At 71.8% G+C, this 17,181-nt stretch carries 15 protein-coding genes and 1 pseudogene; 7 read left to right on the forward strand and 9 right to left on the reverse strand.

Annotation, left to right across the window (positions count from 1 at the left end):
• Nucleotides 1–15 precede the first annotated feature (15 nt).
• The 7 genes and pseudogenes from ACFYNL_RS29640 to ACFYNL_RS29670 all read right to left on the reverse strand — a co-directional run bounded on the left by ACFYNL_RS29640 (nucleotide 16) and on the right by ACFYNL_RS29670 (nucleotide 7,431).
• The gene (locus ACFYNL_RS29640; RefSeq protein ID WP_388808409.1) at nucleotides 16–498 is read right to left on the reverse strand and encodes an SRPBCC family protein; all 483 of its coding nucleotides are present in this window, start codon (nucleotides 496–498) and stop codon (nucleotides 16–18) included.
• A complete protein-coding gene (locus ACFYNL_RS29645) occupies nucleotides 485–1,780 on the reverse strand; it encodes an aspartate aminotransferase family protein (RefSeq protein ID WP_388808412.1) in 1,296 nt (431 codons plus the stop codon). The genes ACFYNL_RS29640 and ACFYNL_RS29645 overlap by 14 nt, the downstream gene beginning before the upstream one ends.
• 53 nt (nucleotides 1,781–1,833) lie before the next feature.
• Complete coding sequence (locus ACFYNL_RS29650; protein WP_388808414.1) at nucleotides 1,834–2,973, reverse strand: acyl-CoA dehydrogenase family protein; 1,140 nt, start codon at nucleotides 2,971–2,973, stop codon at nucleotides 1,834–1,836.
• Nucleotides 2,974–3,009: 36 nt separating this feature from the next.
• Complete coding sequence (locus ACFYNL_RS29655) at nucleotides 3,010–4,644, reverse strand: aldehyde dehydrogenase family protein (protein ID WP_388808416.1); 1,635 nt, start codon at nucleotides 4,642–4,644, stop codon at nucleotides 3,010–3,012.
• Between the two features lie 59 nt (nucleotides 4,645–4,703).
• Nucleotides 4,704–6,176 carry an MmgE/PrpD family protein gene (locus tag ACFYNL_RS29660; RefSeq protein WP_388808419.1) on the reverse strand — a complete coding sequence of 491 codons (1,473 nt, stop codon included), beginning with the start codon at nucleotides 6,174–6,176 and terminating at the stop codon, nucleotides 4,704–4,706.
• Nucleotides 6,160–7,182 (reverse strand): diacylglycerol/lipid kinase family protein, encoded by a 1,023-nt coding sequence (locus tag ACFYNL_RS29665; protein WP_388808422.1) that lies wholly within the window; start codon nucleotides 7,180–7,182, stop codon nucleotides 6,160–6,162. Before ACFYNL_RS29665 ends, ACFYNL_RS29660 begins: the two co-directional genes overlap by 17 nt.
• Before the next feature lie 160 nt (nucleotides 7,183–7,342).
• Nucleotides 7,343–7,431 (reverse strand): annotated as a pseudogene (locus ACFYNL_RS29670).
• A 174-nt stretch (nucleotides 7,432–7,605) separates the two neighbouring features.
• Between ACFYNL_RS29670 and ACFYNL_RS29675 the strand changes: the two are divergent.
• The 3 genes from ACFYNL_RS29675 to ACFYNL_RS29685 are packed head-to-tail and all read left to right on the forward strand — an operon-like array spanning nucleotide 7,606 to nucleotide 9,864.
• Nucleotides 7,606–8,601: a DUF2156 domain-containing protein gene (locus tag ACFYNL_RS29675; protein WP_388808425.1), complete on the forward strand. Its 996-nt coding sequence runs from the start codon at nucleotides 7,606–7,608 to the stop codon at nucleotides 8,599–8,601.
• A gap of 10 nt (nucleotides 8,602–8,611) precedes the next feature.
• Complete coding sequence (locus ACFYNL_RS29680) at nucleotides 8,612–8,800, forward strand: hypothetical protein (protein ID WP_388808428.1); 189 nt, start codon at nucleotides 8,612–8,614, stop codon at nucleotides 8,798–8,800.
• Between the two features lie 14 nt (nucleotides 8,801–8,814).
• Nucleotides 8,815–9,864, forward strand: a complete 1,050-nt coding sequence (locus ACFYNL_RS29685) for a fatty acid desaturase family protein (RefSeq protein WP_388808430.1) — start codon at nucleotides 8,815–8,817, stop codon at nucleotides 9,862–9,864.
• 55 nt (nucleotides 9,865–9,919) lie between these two features.
• Here ACFYNL_RS29685 and ACFYNL_RS29690 read toward each other — a convergent pair whose 3' ends face one another.
• Nucleotides 9,920–11,431, reverse strand: coding sequence for an IucA/IucC family protein (locus ACFYNL_RS29690; protein ID WP_388808432.1), 1,512 nt, complete (start codon nucleotides 11,429–11,431; stop codon nucleotides 9,920–9,922).
• Between the two features lie 93 nt (nucleotides 11,432–11,524).
• Here ACFYNL_RS29690 and ACFYNL_RS29695 point away from each other — a divergent pair, with 93 nt between their 5' ends.
• The 3 genes from ACFYNL_RS29695 to ACFYNL_RS29705 are packed head-to-tail and all read left to right on the forward strand — an operon-like array spanning nucleotide 11,525 to nucleotide 15,154.
• On the forward strand, nucleotides 11,525–13,039 hold the full coding sequence (locus tag ACFYNL_RS29695; RefSeq protein WP_388808435.1) for an IucA/IucC family protein: 1,515 nt from the start codon (nucleotides 11,525–11,527) through the stop codon (nucleotides 13,037–13,039).
• Nucleotides 13,040–13,082: 43 nt separating this feature from the next.
• On the forward strand, nucleotides 13,083–14,351 hold the full coding sequence (locus ACFYNL_RS29700) for a VWA domain-containing protein (protein ID WP_388808438.1): 1,269 nt from the start codon (nucleotides 13,083–13,085) through the stop codon (nucleotides 14,349–14,351).
• Entirely contained in the window at nucleotides 14,351–15,154 is an 804-nt protein-coding gene (locus tag ACFYNL_RS29705) for a hypothetical protein (protein WP_388808440.1), read from the forward strand. The genes ACFYNL_RS29700 and ACFYNL_RS29705 overlap by 1 nt, the downstream gene beginning before the upstream one ends.
• An 87-nt stretch (nucleotides 15,155–15,241) precedes the next feature.
• On the opposite strand, the gene ACFYNL_RS29710 is transcribed toward ACFYNL_RS29705, so the two are convergent.
• Entirely contained in the window at nucleotides 15,242–15,880 is a 639-nt protein-coding gene (locus ACFYNL_RS29710; protein WP_388808442.1) for a winged helix-turn-helix transcriptional regulator, read from the reverse strand.
• 87 nt (nucleotides 15,881–15,967) lie between these two features.
• Between ACFYNL_RS29710 and ACFYNL_RS29715 the strand changes: the two genes are divergently transcribed.
• The gene (locus ACFYNL_RS29715; RefSeq protein ID WP_388808444.1) at nucleotides 15,968–17,176 is read left to right on the forward strand and encodes a pyridoxal phosphate-dependent aminotransferase; all 1,209 of its coding nucleotides are present in this window, start codon (nucleotides 15,968–15,970) and stop codon (nucleotides 17,174–17,176) included.
• Nucleotides 17,177–17,181 lie beyond the last annotated feature (5 nt).

Raw genomic sequence — 17,181 nt, forward strand, 5'->3', positions numbered from 1 at the left:
TGGGGGGTGGGGTGCTCATACGGCATCGCCTCGGACGGGCGTCAGATCGGCCTCCCCGAGGATCTCCGCGCGCTGGAACAGCCCGGTCAGGGCCCAGGCGACGCTCTCCTTCAGCACGCGTTCAGCGATCGGGTCGAGGATTCCCTCCATGCTCGGGATTCCGAAGTCGAACTCGGCCCGGAACAGGACCTCGACGTCGTCGCCGGTCTGACGCAGCTGCCAGTCGCCGCGGAAGCTGTCGAAGTCGCCGTGCGTCTGGGTGAAACGGATGCACAGCTGGTCCCTGAGGAACTCCTCCTGCTCCGACCAGGTGAGCAGCCCGCTGCGGAAGTGCAGCTCCCAGCTGGAGGAACACACCGGCGCGGGCGGGGCCGCGTGCACCTGGGTGGCGTGCACGTGCGGCGCGAGCTCCGGGTATCTCTCCCAGGCGCCGATGCGGTCGAGGGCGGCCAGGGCGTCCTCGCCGTGCAGGACGGCCCGCAGTTCAACGCAGCGCATGGGAGGCTCCTTCCGGCATCCTTGCCGAGCGGCGGACGAGGTCGCGGGTGGCCCGTTCGAAGGCGTCGAGGAGGTAGGAGACGTCGGCGGGCGTCAACGTGGCCGGCGGGGTGAACCGCACGACCGCGTTGCCGTTCATCGAGTGGTTGGCGACCACTCCGTTGTTGAACAGCTCGATCAGCAGTTCCCCGGCCAGTCCCGCCTCGGTCATCTCCACCCCGATCAGCAGCCCGCGTCCGCGGACGTCGGCGACCATCCCGGGCAGGTTGCGGTGGGCTATCTCGGAGAGCCGGGGCAGCAGTTGCGCGCCGAGGTCCATGGCCCGGGTGACCAGGCGCTCCTCCTTCACGGCTCGGATGGCGCCCTGGACGGCGGCCATCAGTACCGGCTGCCCGGAGAACGTGGCGGTGTGGACGAAGGGGTCCTTGTCGAAGGGGCTGAACGCCTTGCGGGTGGCGACCGCCGCGGAGACCGGCAGCACACCGCCGCCGAGCGCCTTGCCGGCCAGCAGCACGTCGGGCTGGATGCCCTCGATGTCCGCTCCCCACCATTCCCCGAGGCGGCCGAACCCGCTCTGGACCTCGTCCAGAACGAGGAAGCCGTCGTAGGTACGGGTGAGTTCCTCGACCTGCTTGAGGTAGCCGGCGGGCGGGATGACCACGCCCCCCTCGCCCTGGACGGGTTCGACGATGACGCACACCTCGCCGGGATGGGCGGCGAGTTCGGCGCGCAGCGCGTCCGCGTCGCCGTAGGGCAGTTGGGTGAAGCCCGGTACCAGCGGGCGGAACGGCCGCTGGTAGACCTCCTTGGCGGTGGCGGACAGGGCGCCGAGCGTCTTGCCGTGGTAGCCGCCCGAGAAGGAGACGGTGCGCCGGTAGCCGTTCGCCCGGGCCAGTTTGAGTCCCGTCTCCACCGCTTCGGCGCCCGACAGGGCGAAGTGCACCCGGTCCAGTCCCGGTGGGAGGACCGAGACCAGTTCCTCGGCGGCCCTGGCCACCATCGGTTCGAGCAGGATGCGGGTGGCGGTGGGATGGGTGTGCAGCTGACGCGTCACGTGTTCGAGGACGAGCGGGTGGCGGGCCCCCATGATGAACACGCCGTAGCCTCCGGCGTTGAGGAACCGCTCGCCGTCGCTCGTGGTGAGCCACGCTCCGCGTGACTCCACCTCCATGTGGCTGCCCAGCAGTTCCGCGAGGGTGGCTCTGCCTTTGCTGAGATGGGCCCGGTAGAGAGCGAGGGTCTCCTTCTCCACGTCGCCTCGGGCATCCTGGCGCTCGCTCACGGCTGTCTCCTCCAGGTCGGCGCGGTTCTGGTCCGGTGCGGGTGTCGGGGACGTCAGGCGAGTTCGAGGGGGCCGCCCGCGAAGTAGCCCAGCAGCGGCTCCGCGGTGGCCCGCCGGGCCGGGGGGTGGAAGGCGAGGGGGCGTACCGAGGCCGCGAGGTGCGCGGCGTCGAAGGAGCGGATGAAGTGCATGCCGCCGAGCAGTTCCAGGGCCTGCTGGGTGACCCGGACGAGGGTCTCCTGGGCGGAGTACCGGGCCACCAGGACGGCCGCCACGGCCTCCTCGCCGGGCTCCTCGTCCCGCGCCGCCCGGGCCGCTCCCTCCAGCAGCCCGAAGGCCGCCTCGCACTCGACGACGAGGGTCGCGCGCTCCTCGGCGGACCCGGCGCCGTGCTCCAGGACCTGCCCCACCAGGGCGCCGGCCGCCCCGGCGTAGCCGGCGGAGATCAGCAGCTCGAACCAGACGAATCCGGCCGTCTGCAGGTCGTCCAGCCGGTGCGGGTCGTCCGCGGCGGTGCGCACCACCAGTTCCTCGGGGACGAAGACGTCCGCCAGCCGGACCTCGTCGCTCTCGGCGCCCGCCAGGACCCCGCTGCCCCAGAAGGGGTGCACCGACAGTCCCGGGGAGGAGGCGGGCACGAGGGCCACCGCCAGTTCGGGTGTCCCGTCCGTGCCCGGCACCGCGACGCTCGCGGTGAGCAGGTCCATGGAGCGCGACAGGCTGCACGGCTTCTTCACGCCCGAGAGCAGGTAGCCGCCCTCGACCGGGCGCGCGGTGACGGACGGGGTGAGCACGTTCGCCCGGGTCCTGCCCTCGGCCCAGCCGGAGGCCATCAGCTGCTGCTGGGGGACCACATCGCGCAGCAGGTTCAGCTGGGCCTCGGTGAGGCGTCCCGGCTCGGCGGCCAGGGCGTACAGCATCGCCGCGGTGAAGTGGTGCATCGTGGCGGCGGCCGCCAGCGAGGGCGAGAGCGAGCCGATCGCCCGCTGCACCCGGATCGCGGTGAGTGGATCGGCGCCCTGACCGCCGTACTCGGCGGGGACGAGCAGACCGACGCCGCCGCAGGCGCGGAAGAGTTTGATCACCGGGCTGCCGGGCTGCTCGCGCTCGGCGTACGGCACGTCCTCCAAGGCCTTGACCAGTCCGGGGTGGTGGCGTTCGCAGACGGTGCGCGCGAAGTCCAGGGTACGCATCGGGAAACTCCGTTCGGCTCTCGCCGTGAGGGGATGTCAGGTGCCGAAGACGGCGCGGTGCGGGCTGATGCCGCCGGCGATGCTCACACCCTGCAGATGCGAGGTGCGCAGCATCGGGTAGTTGGCCTCGCCGAAGGCACCGCCGGTCAGGCCGGTGCCGCCGTGGCTGGGCAGGCAGGGGACGAACCCGATGTGGGAGTCGTTGACCTTCAGCAGACCGCCGTTGCCCACCCGCCCCACGAACTCGTCGATCACCCGGTCGGAACGGGCCCACAGGGAGTTGCGCAGGCCGTAGGGGTTGGCGTTGACGAAGTCGATGAAGCTGTCGAGGAGTTGTGCGTCGGGCGCGGGCTCGGGCACGACGACGGGGATGAGCGGGAAAAAGGTCTCCTCCCGGACCAGGTCGTAGGAGCGGGCGTCGGCCAGTCCGTCGATGCGCACCACCGTGGGCTGGAGGAAGACGCCGGTGTCCGAGGGGGTGCCGTCCAGTTCCGTGCGCCGGCCGCCGGTGACGAGCCGCGCCCCCTTGTCGAGCGCTTGCCGCAGCAGGGCGAAGAAGCGTTCGCTGCGCCGCACCGGGGACAGCAGGACGTCCTCGTCCTCGGGGTGGCCCGGGCGGATGGAGGCGATCTGCTCCTTGACGCGGGAGAGCAGTGCGTCGGCCACGCGGGGGTGGACCAGGACGCAGTTGGGCACCATGCAGATCTGACCGGAGCCGTAGAACGCCTCCGTGACGGCTTCGGCCGCCCAGTCGAGGTCGGCGTCGGACCAGACCACGATCGCGTCGTTGCCGGCCAGTTCCAGGATGGGCTTCTTGCCGTGGGCCACGCAGTCCCGCTCGAAGCGCAGGCCCTCCTCGCTGCCGCCGATGTAGAAGATGTCGTCGACGAGCGGGCTGCTCACCCAGCGGTCCAGCGTCTGCTTGGGGTTGCCGCACACCACGTTGAGCGTGCCCGGCGGGGCTCCGGCCTCGTCGAGCAGCGGGGCCACGATCTCCCGCAGCAGCCACATGGTGCTCAGCGCGATGCTGCGGGGTGCGCGGACCACGACGGCGTTGCCCGCCATGAGGACGAGGACCGCGAGTGCCGCGCTGGACATCGGCGCGTTCTGCGGAGGGTTGAACGCCACGACGCCGTCCGGTCGGCGGCGTACGACCAGTCGCCGCTCCCCGAGCCGGATCTCGGTGTGCATCTGCCGTCGGCACCAGTCGAGGCTCTCCTCGCTGAAGATCTGCAGCAGGCCGCTCAGTTCCCAGCGGGCCAGCTTCATCGGGTGCGACTCGACGACGAGCATCTCCAGGAAGGTGTCCTGCTGCCGCATCAGCTCCTCGCGGAACCGGTGGCCGAGCCGCATGCGCCGGTCCAGCGGTACGGACGCCCAGCCGGGGGCGGCGGACGCGGCGGCTTCGGTGGCCAGGTCGATCTGGGCCTCCCCGGCGACGGCGCACCGGCCCACGACGTACGGATGGTGCGCGGCCTCGGAATCCGGGTCGCGTTCCAGCGACCGCTTGAGGCTGATGCTGGTGAAGACGTCCTCCAGGAGGGAGCGTCCGCTGACGGTGTAGACCCATCCCTCGCCGTCGATGTCCTTGCCGGCGACGAGGAGCGGATAGCTGAGCAGCGGTCGTTCGCGTGGCGGGTGGGCGGGTGCCGTGGCTGGGGTGGGGTCCACCGTGGGGCTTCCTCCCTGCTGTGGGGCGGGTGTCGTGGGGTTGTGCTGGGCGGGGCCGTTCATCGCAGCGCCGCCCCGAGCCACTCGCGCAGTCGGCCGGGCGTCATGTCGGCGACTTCGCCGGCCGCCGCGGCCACGTCCTTGTCGCCTCCGTGGGCGATGAACTTCTCCCGGGTCAACTCGGCGTGGTGCGCGCGGGTGTGCGGGCCGGCGCCGCCGAGCGGGATCAGTCGTTCCGCGCTGCGGACGCGACCGTCGGCCAGCCGTACCGTCACCCGTGCGCCCGTGGCCTTGGTGGCGCCGCTGAAGTCGGGGGCCCGGTGCCCGGCGGCGGCTTCGGCCGCGACCGCGGCCAGCCGGGGCCCGGCGAAGTCACGCAGCCATGGCACGGCCGCCTCTCCGGCGTGCCGCACCGCTTCCCCGAACGGCGCCTGAGAGGCGAACAGGGCACGGGTGAACCCCTCGTCGTGCACGAGCCGTACCCGCTGCGCCACCTGCCAGCGGGCACGCTCCGCCACCCGGGGCCCGGTGAGGTCGGCGACCGTCAGACCGCCGGTGAGCAGGGCGGTGGCCACCGGGTACGGGGTGTGCAGCACGAGGGCGCCCAGCGGGGCGTCCGGGCCGGTGACATAGCGCTCGGCCGTGCGCGCGGCCAGCAACGTGTAGAGCGAGGTCTCCACGACGACCTCGGCGATGTCGTCGGGTCGGGGGGAGCCGAGTTCGTGGTGGAGGTCGGCGGCGCAGTCGACGGCGGCGTCGATACCAGGCCCGCCGGGATGCATCTTGAAGGAGAGCGTCTCGGTGTGCCAGCGGGTGCCGAGTGCGGCGTTCACCGCGGTGGGCAGCGGAACGGCCGCGAAGTGGGCCAGGAATCCGTCGGGGTGCTCCATGACGTCGGCGGGCCCGCTGAGGCCGGCTCGGGCGGCGTCGCAGGCGTCCATCGCCGTGCGCACCGGCGTGAGGGAGTTGAGCAGCCTTCCGTCGCTCGCCAGGAAGGCGCGCATCAGCGGCCGGTTCGGCATCGAGAAGGCCATGCTCAGGGCGGCGGTCCACAGGGTGCGGTCGGCGCCCTCGCAGTGCAGTCTGCCTGCCACCGCACCGGCCAGGTGGGTGTGCACGGCGCTGTGTCCGCGCAGGGGACCGAGGGTGGCGGCGGCGGTGATCCGGGCGGCGCACTCGTTGGCCGCCACCACGGCCGTCAGCAGTGCCGCTCCGGAGAGTCCCAGCGCGTACGCGAAGGCGACGGGTACGGCCGCGGTCGAGTTGGACAGGTGTCCGGCGTAGGCGGTGTCGTCGAGGTTCAGCCAGGATCCGAGTCCGGCGAGCACACAGGCCGAGTTCCGCGCGTCCGGCTGGAACGGCGGTCCGAAGGCGTCGGTCATCCGGCGGCCGAGCGGATGGGCCGCGCCCGCGCGGATGGAGGCGAGCTGGGACAGCAGCTGGCTGCCGGCCAGGGCCCGTACCCGCTCGGGAACGTCCTCGGCGCGCAGCCCCGCCGCCCAGTCGCACAGGTCCTCAAGAACGGTCGGCACGAACCCTCCAGGGGCCGTCCTCGTCCGCCTCGGGCGCGGACCAGGCGGGCAGCGCGTGCGGGAGGACCTCCAGCGTCATGCGGTCCCAGCGTTCCGGTTGGAGTTCGCCGTCGTGCTCGAACACCAGCGGCCGGCCGTCGAGGCGCTCCACGGTGACGCGCCGGCCGCGGCCGTAGTGGACACCCGGGTGGCCGAGGTGCGCTCCGTCACGGGTCAGCTCGGGCACGTTCGCGGGGGCCACCTCGTCGCCGATGACGCAGACGTCCAGCAGGCCGTCGTCGAGCTCTGACCGCGGGAGCAGCAGGTACTGGCCGCCGCGGTGGCGGCCGCCGCCCACGTTGGCGAGCACCGTGCCGCCCTCGTGCAGAACGGTTCCGTCCACGCTCACGCGTCCGGGGTACGGGACGTAGGACCGGGCGGTCTCGCGGTACGCGCGCCGGTATCGGGCGTGGCCGGTCAGCGGCAGGGTCCGGGCGGTCGCCAGGGCCTGAGCGACCAGGCCGGAGCAGGCGCCGAGCAGCACGAGCGCACCGGTCTGCTCCAGCCGGGCGAGGTCCAGGCGGCGCCTCATGGCGCGGTCCTCGCCGCCGGTGAGGACGGCTGACAGCGCCTCCTGCCAGGGGCGCCGGCCCCACAGGGCGCGATACCCCGAGTTGCCGGTGCCGAACGGGGCGATGAACAGGGCCGCCGACGGTACGCGTCCTGCCTCGGTCAGGCCCTCGACGACCTCGCGCACGGTGCCGTCGCCGCCGACGGCGACGACCAGATCGACGGCGGGGCCGGCGCCGGAGCCGTACAGGGCGTCGCGTACGACTTCGGTGGCCTCGCCCCGGCCGCCCGTCAACCGCAGTTCGACCGTGGCCAGTCGCTCTCGGCACAGCTCGGTGAGCTCCGTCAGTCGGGTGTCCTGGAAGGTGCCGGCGGTCGGGTTCGCGACGATGAGGGCACCGCGCGGCGGCCGGGCTCCGGACGTCGGCGCGGTCTTGGTCGGACTGTGGGTGGTCATGCCGTCCTCGCACTCAGCGGAAATGAGCAAGTGAAATCCGTCGGGACTGCAGGAATTGATTCCAGACCATAAAAGATGCCGGCCCCCGCGGAGTTCGACCGAGACTCGGTACGTTATTCCGCTGCAATTTGTCAGGACTCTGGTCCATGGCACGGCACGGCGGAGAGGGCAGGATTCGAACCTGCGTGGGCGTACACCCAACCATGAGCTGAGCTCAGGTTCCCGATAAGCCACTCCGGGCACCTCTCCTCGCTCCCGGCCCGGTCCCCCGAGCCGTTCACGGAAATGACTCTACAGGCCCTCCCTGATACACCCCTGACGCAGGACTGACGTTTCATCAAACCCTTTTGAAGCCCTTTCGTTCGGAGCTGCACCGGTGTTTTACTCATCGCGTCGCCGTCTCTCCGACAAGGGAGCGTGCATATGTCTGCACCCGCTGCCGACCATCCCGTTCTGAGCGCGGTCCGCACGCATTCGCTCGCGGAGAATCCGAGTTCCTTCCTGGCACTCAACGCAGGGAACGACGTCTTCGCGGCCCCGGACGCCGAGGGTGTGATCGTCTATCGGCGCACCGGACGCCATGTGGTCCAGTTCGGCGGGCCGTTCGCGAGCCCGGACTCCTACGGCACGCTGCTGGAACGGTTCGTCGAACACGTCAGAGACCGTGGCCTTCGGCTGGTCGGCGTGCAGTTGCAGCGCGCGGACGCGGAGCGCTACGCCGCGGCCGGCTTCACCGTCAACCAGATCGGGGCGTCGTGGGCGGTCGGACTTGCCGACTTCGCCCTGCGCGGCACCCGTTTCATGCAGCTGCGCAACAAGATCTCCCGCGCGCTGCGCAGCGGCCTGCAGGTCAAGGAAGTGACCGCCGACGACTGGTACGAGGCGCTGGCACGGATCGACGGGGCGTGGCTGGGATCCAAAGGGGAGCACGCCCGCCCGCTGGAATTCCTGGTGGGCGAGGTCGGTGGCCAGTTCCAGGCACACCGGCGCCTGTTCCTCGGCACCATCGACGGCTCGCCGGTCGCCTACATCTCGTACTCCCCGGTCTACGGCAGTAGGGCCGGCTGGATGCACGACCTGAGCCGACGCGTTCCGGACGGCTCACCGGGGCTCATGGAGGCCATCAATGCCCATGCCATCGAGCAGTTCCGGTCCGAGGGCGTCCAGTGGCTCCACTTCGGATTCACGCCCTTCACGGGGCTGGACTCCCGGCACGAACTCCCCGGGCACAGCCCTTCCTTCCAGTGGCTGATGCACTGTCTGTGGGCGCAGGGCGAGCAGCTGTATCCGGCGCGGTCCCAACTGGCCTACAAGCAGAAATGGGCTCCGGACCTGGCGATCCCCGAATACATCGCCTTCGACGGTCAGGCGTCCCTCGCCTCCTTCGCCCATGTCTTCCGTGCCTGCAACGCCTTTTGAGGAGACCTTCATGAACGAGGAAAGCACAGCGGATCAGGGCGGTGGCGACCTCGACGCGATGAGGCTGTCGCTGGTCGACTACCTGATGCGCATCATCCAGGCACCCGACGACGAAGGGCTCGCGCGGCAGGCGGACACCGCCCTGCGCGACCTGGACGCCCTACCGGACGTGCCGGCTCCGGCGTCGCACACCAGGTGAGGAGAGCAGCACAGATGTCTCAACAGTCCATGGGAGCGTCGGCCACCTTCACCGAACTGCTGAAGCGGGTGAAGGACGAGGGGCTGCTGGACCTCGATCCGCGGTACTACGCCGGCAGACTGGCGCTGAACACCGCGCTCCTGGTCGGCGGCCTGGTGGCCTTCTTCCTGATCGGCGACTCCTGGTGGCAGTTGCTCGTGGCGCTGTGGATGGGCCTGTGCGGCGGCCAGAGCGGATTCATGTGGCACGACGCGGGGCACAAGGCCATGTTCCGCAACAAGAAGGCCGCCTCGGCGGTGGGCTACCTCCACGCCAACCTCGTCAACGGGGTGAGCTACGGGTGGTGGGTCAACCACCACAACAAGCACCACAGCAATCCCAACCACCTGAGCCTCGACCCCGACATCGGCCGCCGGACGGCGATCTTCCATGTGAAGCAGTACGCCACCCGCCGGCGCGTGCAGCGTTTCATCGTGCGGCACCAGGCGGTGCTCTTCTTCGTGCTGCTGGTGCTGGAAGCCTTCAAGATGCAGAAGACGGCGGTGCGCTCGATCGCGGCGGGAAACAGCAAGCGGCCGGTGCTGGAGGCGGGGCTGATCCTCGCCCGTGCGGCCGTCTATCTGACCTGCGTCTTCATGGTGCTGTCGCCGCTGCTCGCGGTCTGCTTCATCCTGGTGCAGCAGATGTCGATGGGCGTCTACATCGGCCTGCTCTTCGCACCGAACCACAAGGGCATGGAGGTTCGTGACGGCGAGGCGGAGACCCTGGACTGGCTGGAACGCCAGGTGCTGACCTCCCGGAACATACGCCCCTCCTGGTACGTCGACTTCCTCTACGGCGGGCTCAACTACCAGGTGGAGCACCATCTGTTCCCGGCGATGCCGCAGAAGAACCTGCCGCGGGCACGGGAGTTGACCCGCGCGTACTGCGCAGAGCGCGGACTGCCCTACCACGAGGTCGGGTTCTGGGCCTCCTACCGGGAGGTGGCCTCGTATCTGCACGAGGTCAGCGAGCCGATCCGCCGCGGCCGGCTGGACCGGGCGGGGCACCCGACGGGCGCCTGACCCGGCGTGCCGGGGCGGCCGCCGGGTTCCGGCGCGGCGCCGGACCGCGGTGGGCTCAGGGGCGGGCCAGGGGGTTCGGCAGCGGCCGGTAGCGGGCGTCCGCCCCGTCGGCGTTCGTCCAGCGCAGGAGCAGGTTCGTCTTGCCGGGGAGGGTCGCGGCCGTGAGCAGCCCGGCGACCTCGGGCAGGTCGTGGCGGGCCAGTTCACGGCGTACGGCGGCCCACACGTCCACCGCAGGGTGGCGTTCGGCGAGGGCGCCGGCCATCTCCACGAGGTGGTTGACGACCAGGCAGTACACCAGCCGTTCCCAGCCGGCCGCCCGCTCCACGTCCGTCAGCAGCTTCACGCCCTCGGCGTCCCGGAACAGGGCCTGCACCGGCATGCCCTGGGCGTCCACGGCGACCAGGGTGTTCTGCAGGTGTGCTTCCAGCACGACGCCGTGCTCGGCGAAGGCCTCGAGGGCCGGCGGCACGACCTGGGCCAGGTACGCCTCCCACCACAGCGCCGGGTCCGCGGCGCCGTCGAGCGGGCTCCCGTCGAAGCCCTCGACCAGCCCCGCGGCGAGCAGCGGGGTCGCGCCCGGCAGCAGGTGGCCGCGCAGCCCGTCCCGGACCAGGACGGCGAGTTCCTCGAAGGCGAAGTCGGCGGTGCGATAGCCGCGGTCGCTCAGCCAGGCCGCGCGGCCGGCGGCGAAGGCCGCGGTGGCCGCCGCGTCGGTGCGGCGCACTTTCAGCAGGTCGTGGCGCCACAGCCGGCGGATGTCGTTCGTGATCCGCACATCGAGGCTGAACTTCAGGAACAGATCGCGCTCGGGGGCGTACAGCGTGCGGATCGCCGCCGTCGGCCAGGTGTCGAACCCGGTCGTGCCGAGCCGGATCAGCCGGCCGTCGGCGAAGGCCGGCGCGAGGTCGACGAGGCCGAGCTGCCAGGGGTGGGCCGGCAGCAGGCGGTAGCCGGGCGGGGCCTCGCCGAGGGTGTCCAGGGCGGCGGTGTCGCCCTCCTCGACGACCGCGTCCGCGCGCACGCCGAGCAGTGTCAGCGGGAAACGGGCGTGCGCCTCGGGGGCGTACGGCAGCCAGGCGGCGACCGGTCCGCCGCCGCGCGCCTTGGGGGCCGGGTGGTGGGGGTGGCCGGTGAGCAGGGACTGCTCGGAGCGCTGGTACGGGTCGTCCGGGACGGTGGCACGCGCGCGTGCCGTGAGCAGCGCCGCCACCGCGTCCCGGCTGTCGATCATCTCCGCGGGCAGTTCGAGGTTGGAGACACCGGTGTACCGGCGCAGCTCGTCGGCGACGAGTTTGATCAGATCCGGGTGGCCGACGCGCTGCCACGCACCGGCCACCCGCAACTCCGGCTCGGCCGGCCGCCGCTCCCCGAGGACCCGCAGCAGACGGCCGGAGCCCGACAGCCGGTAGACCCGCCGTCCGTCCGTGCCCGGCCGGGGTTCCGCCACCTCACGCAGGAAGCAGTTGAGCAGGGGCGCGACGGCGTGGGCGTCGGCACGGGCCACGACGTCCTGGTCCGGGTCGGCACAGGCGGCGGAAGGGGGGCTGAGGTGCACGCGATCCACTCGTTCTCTACTGTCCGTATCTGCGGGAGGGCGATCAGTATGTCTGTCGTCGGCACCTGCCCGACGCCCTACTCGTACCCGAGGAGTTCGCCCTTGCACCGTCACCCCAGCGCCGAGGCCGAGGTCGCCGCCGAACTGGCCGATGTCCGCCCCGACCTCGCGTCCCGGTACGCGGCCGAGCTTCCCGGGGCCCGGGCGGCCGTGCTGACCCGTCTGTGGCGTGCCCTCGCACACGAGCCGCTGCCCTGGATCGCCGGGCGTGCGCCGGGCCGGGAGGGTCTCACCCTGCGCCTGGCCGACGGCCGCCGGCTGCACGGCCCGCACGCCGACCCGTACGCCACCGCCGCGTACGTCGGGGCCGTCCGGCTCGACGAGGTGTCGTACGACGATCCGGCCGGGCTGCTGACCGACCTCGCCGTACCGCACGGCACGTCCTTCGCGGCCGAACTCGGCCACAGCGTGGCCTCGCTGGCGCTGGCCCGGGCGGCGCAGGACGCTCACCGGGCCGAGTGGCCGCTGCTCGACTGGGAGTGGGAGCAGCGCGTGGTCGACGGGCACCCCTTCCACCCCAACTGCCGCTCCCGACCCGGCTTCTCGGTCGCCGAGCAGCTGGCGTACGGGCCCGAGCACCGGCCGGTGGTCACGCTGGGAACCGTGCCGGTGCGGGCGGACGAGTGCCTGGTGACGGGTCGGTGGCCCGGTGAGCTGCGAGACGGGGAGCGGCTGCTGGTCCCGGTGCATCCGTGGCAGGCCGAGCATGTGCTCAAACGCCCGAACGACTCCTACGGCGGCACGGTCGCCGCACACCCGCTGATGTCCCTGCGGACGCTGGCCCTCCCCGAGGGGCCGCATGTCAAGACCGCGCTGAGCGCACGGCTGACGTCCTCGGTGCGGGACATCTCGGTGTACTCCGTCGGCCTGTCCGCCACGTTGTCGGAGTTCACCCAGACGCTGGCGGCCCGCATGGACGGGCTGCTGCACGTCACCCGCACGCTGGGGGCCGCCACGGCCCACTCCCCCGACCTCGCGGCGGTGCTGCGGGAGTCGCCGCAGGCGTACGCGGGTCCGGGGGAGCGCGTCGTGCCGGTGGCCGCGCTCGCCACCACCGAGCTGCCCGCATCCGCCGGCTGGCTGGCCGAGTTCACGCGTCTCGCCCTCACCGTGGGGCTGCGGCTGCTGGAGTTGGGGGTCGCGCTGGAGGCGCACGGCCAGAACCTGCTCGTGGTGCTGTCCGCGAGCGGCGCGCCGGTGCGCCTGGTCTACCGGGACCTCGCCGACATCCGCGTCAGCCCGGCACGGCTGGCCCGGCACGGCATCGCGGCGCCGGAGCTGACCGGCCGGATCGTCACGGACGATGTGACGGTTCTGCGCCGCAAGCTGTTCGGCTCCCTGGTGGCCGGGGCGCTGGCGGGTACGGCCGGTTCGGGGGCGGCGCTGCGCGGGGCGCTGGAGTCGGTCGTACGGGATCTGCCGGGCACCGCCGATCGAGCCGCTCTGTTCGGTGAGCCGCTGCCCACGAAGGCGTTGACGCTGATGCGGCTGTCGCCGGGCACACCTGGGGACCAGTGGGCGGAGCTGCCCCATCCGCTGCTGACCGAGGTGTTCTGACCTCGTTTTGAAGCGGGCCGCCTCTGATCAATAAGATCCGCCGATGATCAGAACACTACGGTCGGCGGCCCGGGTCTTCGCCCTGCTCGCCGCGCTCACGGCCGGGATGGTCTTCCCGGCCGGAGCGATGGCCGACGAGACCACCGCCACGGCCCCGAAGGTCGATCTCGTGATCGACGTCAGCGGTTCGATGCGGGCGAAGGACATCGACGGCCGGTCGCGGATGGCCGCGGCGAAGCAGGCGTTCAACGAGGTGCTGGACGCCACGCCCGAGGAGGTCCAGCTCGGGATCCGCACGCTGGGCGCCGACTACCCGGGCGACGACCGCAGGACCGGCTGCAAGGACACCGCTCAGCTGTACCCGGTCGGACCGCTGGACCGCACCGAGGCCAAGGCGGCGGTGGCCACCCTCGCGCCCACCGGCTGGACGCCGATCGGCCCGGCCCTGCTGAAGGCGGCCGAGGACCTGGACGGCGGCGAGGGCTCCAAGCGCATCGTGCTGATCAGCGACGGCGAGGACACCTGCGCTCCGCTCGACCCGTGCGAGGTGGCCCGGGAGATAGCCGCCAAGGGCATCGGCCTGACCATCGACACGCTCGGCCTGGTCCCCAACACGAAGATGCGGCAGCAGCTGAGTTGTATCGCCGAGGCGACGGGCGGCACCTTCACCTCCGTGGAGCACACCGACGAACTCGCCGACAAGGTGAACCAGTTGGTGGACCGGGCGGCCGATCCGGTGGCCGTTCCGCAGGCCGTGGAGGGCGCCGTCACCTGCGAGAAGGCGCCGGTGCTGAAGTCCGGTCTGTACACCGACCGCGAGGAGTTCGGGCAGCAGCGCTGGTACCGCGTGAACGTTCCGGACGGCCACGAGCTGCGTGCCTCGGTGAGCGTCGCGGCCGACCGCGCGGTCGACCCGTCGTACGGGCTGCTGCTGCGGGCGGTGACCGAGCGCGGGCGGGAGATCGTGCGCGGTGAGGCGGCGGGCAACGGCCGCACCGACGTGATCTCCACAGGGCTGCGCCACCCGAGTGCCGACCGGGAGGACGAGGACGGCGCGCTGCCGCCCGAACCGGTGTGCCTGCAGGTCACCCACTCCTTCTCACCGGCGGCCGGTGTGAAGAGCAGCCCCGGCCTGCCCCTGGAAGTGACCATCGACGTCGTGCCGGGACCGGACGAATCCAGCGACGTGGCCTCCTTCGGCCTCGGACGCGGCTGGTGGCTGCTGGGCGCGCTGATCCTCGCCGGCTTCCTGGCCGGTCTCGTCTGGGGCTGGCTGTCGCGCTGGCGGATCGCGGTCTGGAGGACCAACTGATGCGGATCACACGAGTGCTGAGCGCGTCCCTGCTGATGCTGGGGCTGGCGACGGGCCCCGCGGCGGCCGACTCCTCGCCGTCGCCGAGCGCGCCGCAGGACGGCGGCGCGCCGACCGAGGCGGGCACGTCCTTCCGTACGGCGACCGAGATCGAGCAGGAGCAGACGGCCACGGCGAGCGCGTCCACGGGTGACTACCTGTACTGGTCGTTCCCCGCCGACGCCGGACAGCGCCCCACCGTGAAGGCGACGGTGAAGCTGCCGGACACCCACGCCGCCGAGACCTGGCAGATCGACGTGTACGACGGCCTGCGGCGCCGCCAGGCCTGTCAGTACGGGGCGCAGACGCGCACCGCCGGGGCCGACGCGTCCTCCGTGGCGCTGACCTGCGTCCTGCGTACCGTCCGTGCCTGGTCGGAGCCGTGGGCCGATGATCCGCTGCCGGGCACGTACTACATCCGGCTGACGGTGGTGGACCTGCCGGCCTCCGACCGGGGGCTGCCGGTCGGCGCCGAGGTCCGGGTCGGCTCCGAGGACGTCGGCGGTGCGGCGGCGGTGGACGGGGCGCTGGCGCATCCGCTGGTGCCGGGGGCCGGGGCCATCTCCGAGGGTGACGAGGAGGAGTCGACCAAGCAGGCCCTGCTCGCGAGTCTCGAACCCGACGGTGGGTGGGCGTCCGGCTGGTGGTCCGACCGATGGGTGTGGACGGGGATCGGCGGCGTGCTGGCCGCGCTCGCCGGAGTCGGCGGGTACGCCCTGACGCGCGGATCGGGACGGCCCGCGCGGGTTCCGCCGGGAGCCTGACGGCTTCTCGAACCGTCAGCGATGCCCGCCGTACCACCCGTACGGCGGGCATCGCCCCGCCCCGCCTCACCCAGCGACCGCGGCCCGTCAGCTCTCCCGCAACGCCTTGGCCAACGCCCCGTCCCCCATCACCTCGACCCGCCCGTCCCGCACGGCGTCCACGACCCCCGACTCCCCCCGGGCGAGCGCCTCGCACGTCCCCGAGTCCAGCACCAGACGCACATCGGGCTCCTCCGGAGCGGGGCCGTCCCCGTAGACCGGCCCGTCCTCGGCGCCGAGGTGCAGGTGGAAATCGCCCCCCTCCAGCCGGACTTCGACCAGGCCGGCCCCCGCGTACGCGTCCCGCAGCGACCGCAGCAGGGGCAGCGCGAACCAGTGTGCGCGCACGGCGTCGGTGGGGCGCCGTGCGCCGAGTTCGCTCTGCCCCCACTCCCCCAACGCCTGGAGCACCGGCAGCAACTGCCGTCCTCGCGGTGTGAGTTCGTAGACGTAGGCGGCCCCTGGCGGCGGCAGCCGGCGTCGGGTGCCGAGGCCGTCGCGCTCCATGTCCTTCAGCCGAGAGGCGAGTACGTCCGTGCTGACGCCCGGCAGGTCGGCGTGCAGGTCGGTGTAGCGCCGCGGACCGGCCAGCAGCTCCCGGACGATCAGCAGGGTCCAGCGGTCGCCGACCAGGTCGAGCGCGCGGGCGGCGGAACAGTACTGGTCGTAGCTTCGGCGAGGTGGCATGTGACGCAGTGTAGACAACTTGTTGGACTTTCCAAGCTCGAACTTGGTAAAACCAAGTAACACACGAAACCGGAGGGGCGAGCGCGCATGGAGTTCCGGCAGTCGAGCAAGCTGAGCGAGGTCTGCTACGAGATCCGCGGTCCGGTGATCGAGCACGCGAACGCACTGGAGGAGGCGGGCCACAGCGTGCTGCGCCTGAACACGGGCAACCCCGCGCTGTTCGGCTTCGAGGCGCCGGAGGAGATCCTCCAGGACATGATCCGGATGCTGCCCCGGGCGCACGGCTACACCGACTCCCGCGGCGTTCTCTCCGCCCGCCGGGCCGTGGCCCAGCGGTACCAGACGCTGGGCCTGGAGGTCGACGTCGACGACGTCTTCCTCGGCAACGGCGTGTCCGAGCTGGTCTCCATGGCCGTCCAGGCACTGGTCGAGGACGGCGACGAAGTCCTCATCCCCGCCCCGGACTTCCCGCTGTGGACGGCGGTGACCACCCTCGCCGGCGGCAAGGCCGTGCACTACCTCTGCGACGAGCAGGCCGACTGGTACCCGGACCTGGACGACATGGCGTCGAAGATCACGGACCGGACCAGGGCCGTGGTCATCATCAACCCGAACAACCCCACCGGCGCGGTCTACCCCCGGGAGATCGTCGAGGGCATCCTCGACCTGGCCCGCCGGCACGGCCTGATGGTGTTCGCCGACGAGATCTACGACCAGATCCTCTACGACGACGCCGTGCACCACTCGGCCGCCTCCCTCGCCCCCGACCTGGTCGTCCTGACCTTCTGCGGCCTGTCGAAGACGTACCGGGTGGCGGGCTTCCGCTCCGGCTGGCTGGTCGTCACCGGCCCGAAGCAGCACGCCAAGGACTACCTGGAGGGCCTGACGATGCTGGCCTCCATGCGGCTGTGCGCCAACGCGCCCGCGCAGTACGCCATCCAGGCCGCCCTGGGCGGGCGCCAGTCCATCGCCGACCTCACCGCACCGGGCGGCAGGCTGCACGACCAGCGCGACGTGGCCTGGGAGAAGCTCAACGAGATCCCCGGCGTGTCGTGCGTGAAGCCGAAGGGCGCGCTGTACGCGTTCCCGCGTCTGGATCCCAAGGTGCACCGGATCCACGACGACGAGAAGTTCGTCCTGGACCTGCTGCTGCGGGAGAAGATCCAGGTGGTGCAGGGCACGGGCTTCAACTGGCCGGCCCCCGACCACTTCCGGATCCTGACCCTGCCGTACGCGGACGACCTGGAGGCTGCCATCGGGCGGATCGGACGGTTCCTCAGCTCGTACCGGCAGTAGCTCCC

The organism is Streptomyces sp. NPDC007808 (assembly GCF_042868655.1).
In the GTDB taxonomy this organism is placed as follows: Bacteria; Actinomycetota; Actinomycetes; order Streptomycetales; family Streptomycetaceae; genus Streptomyces.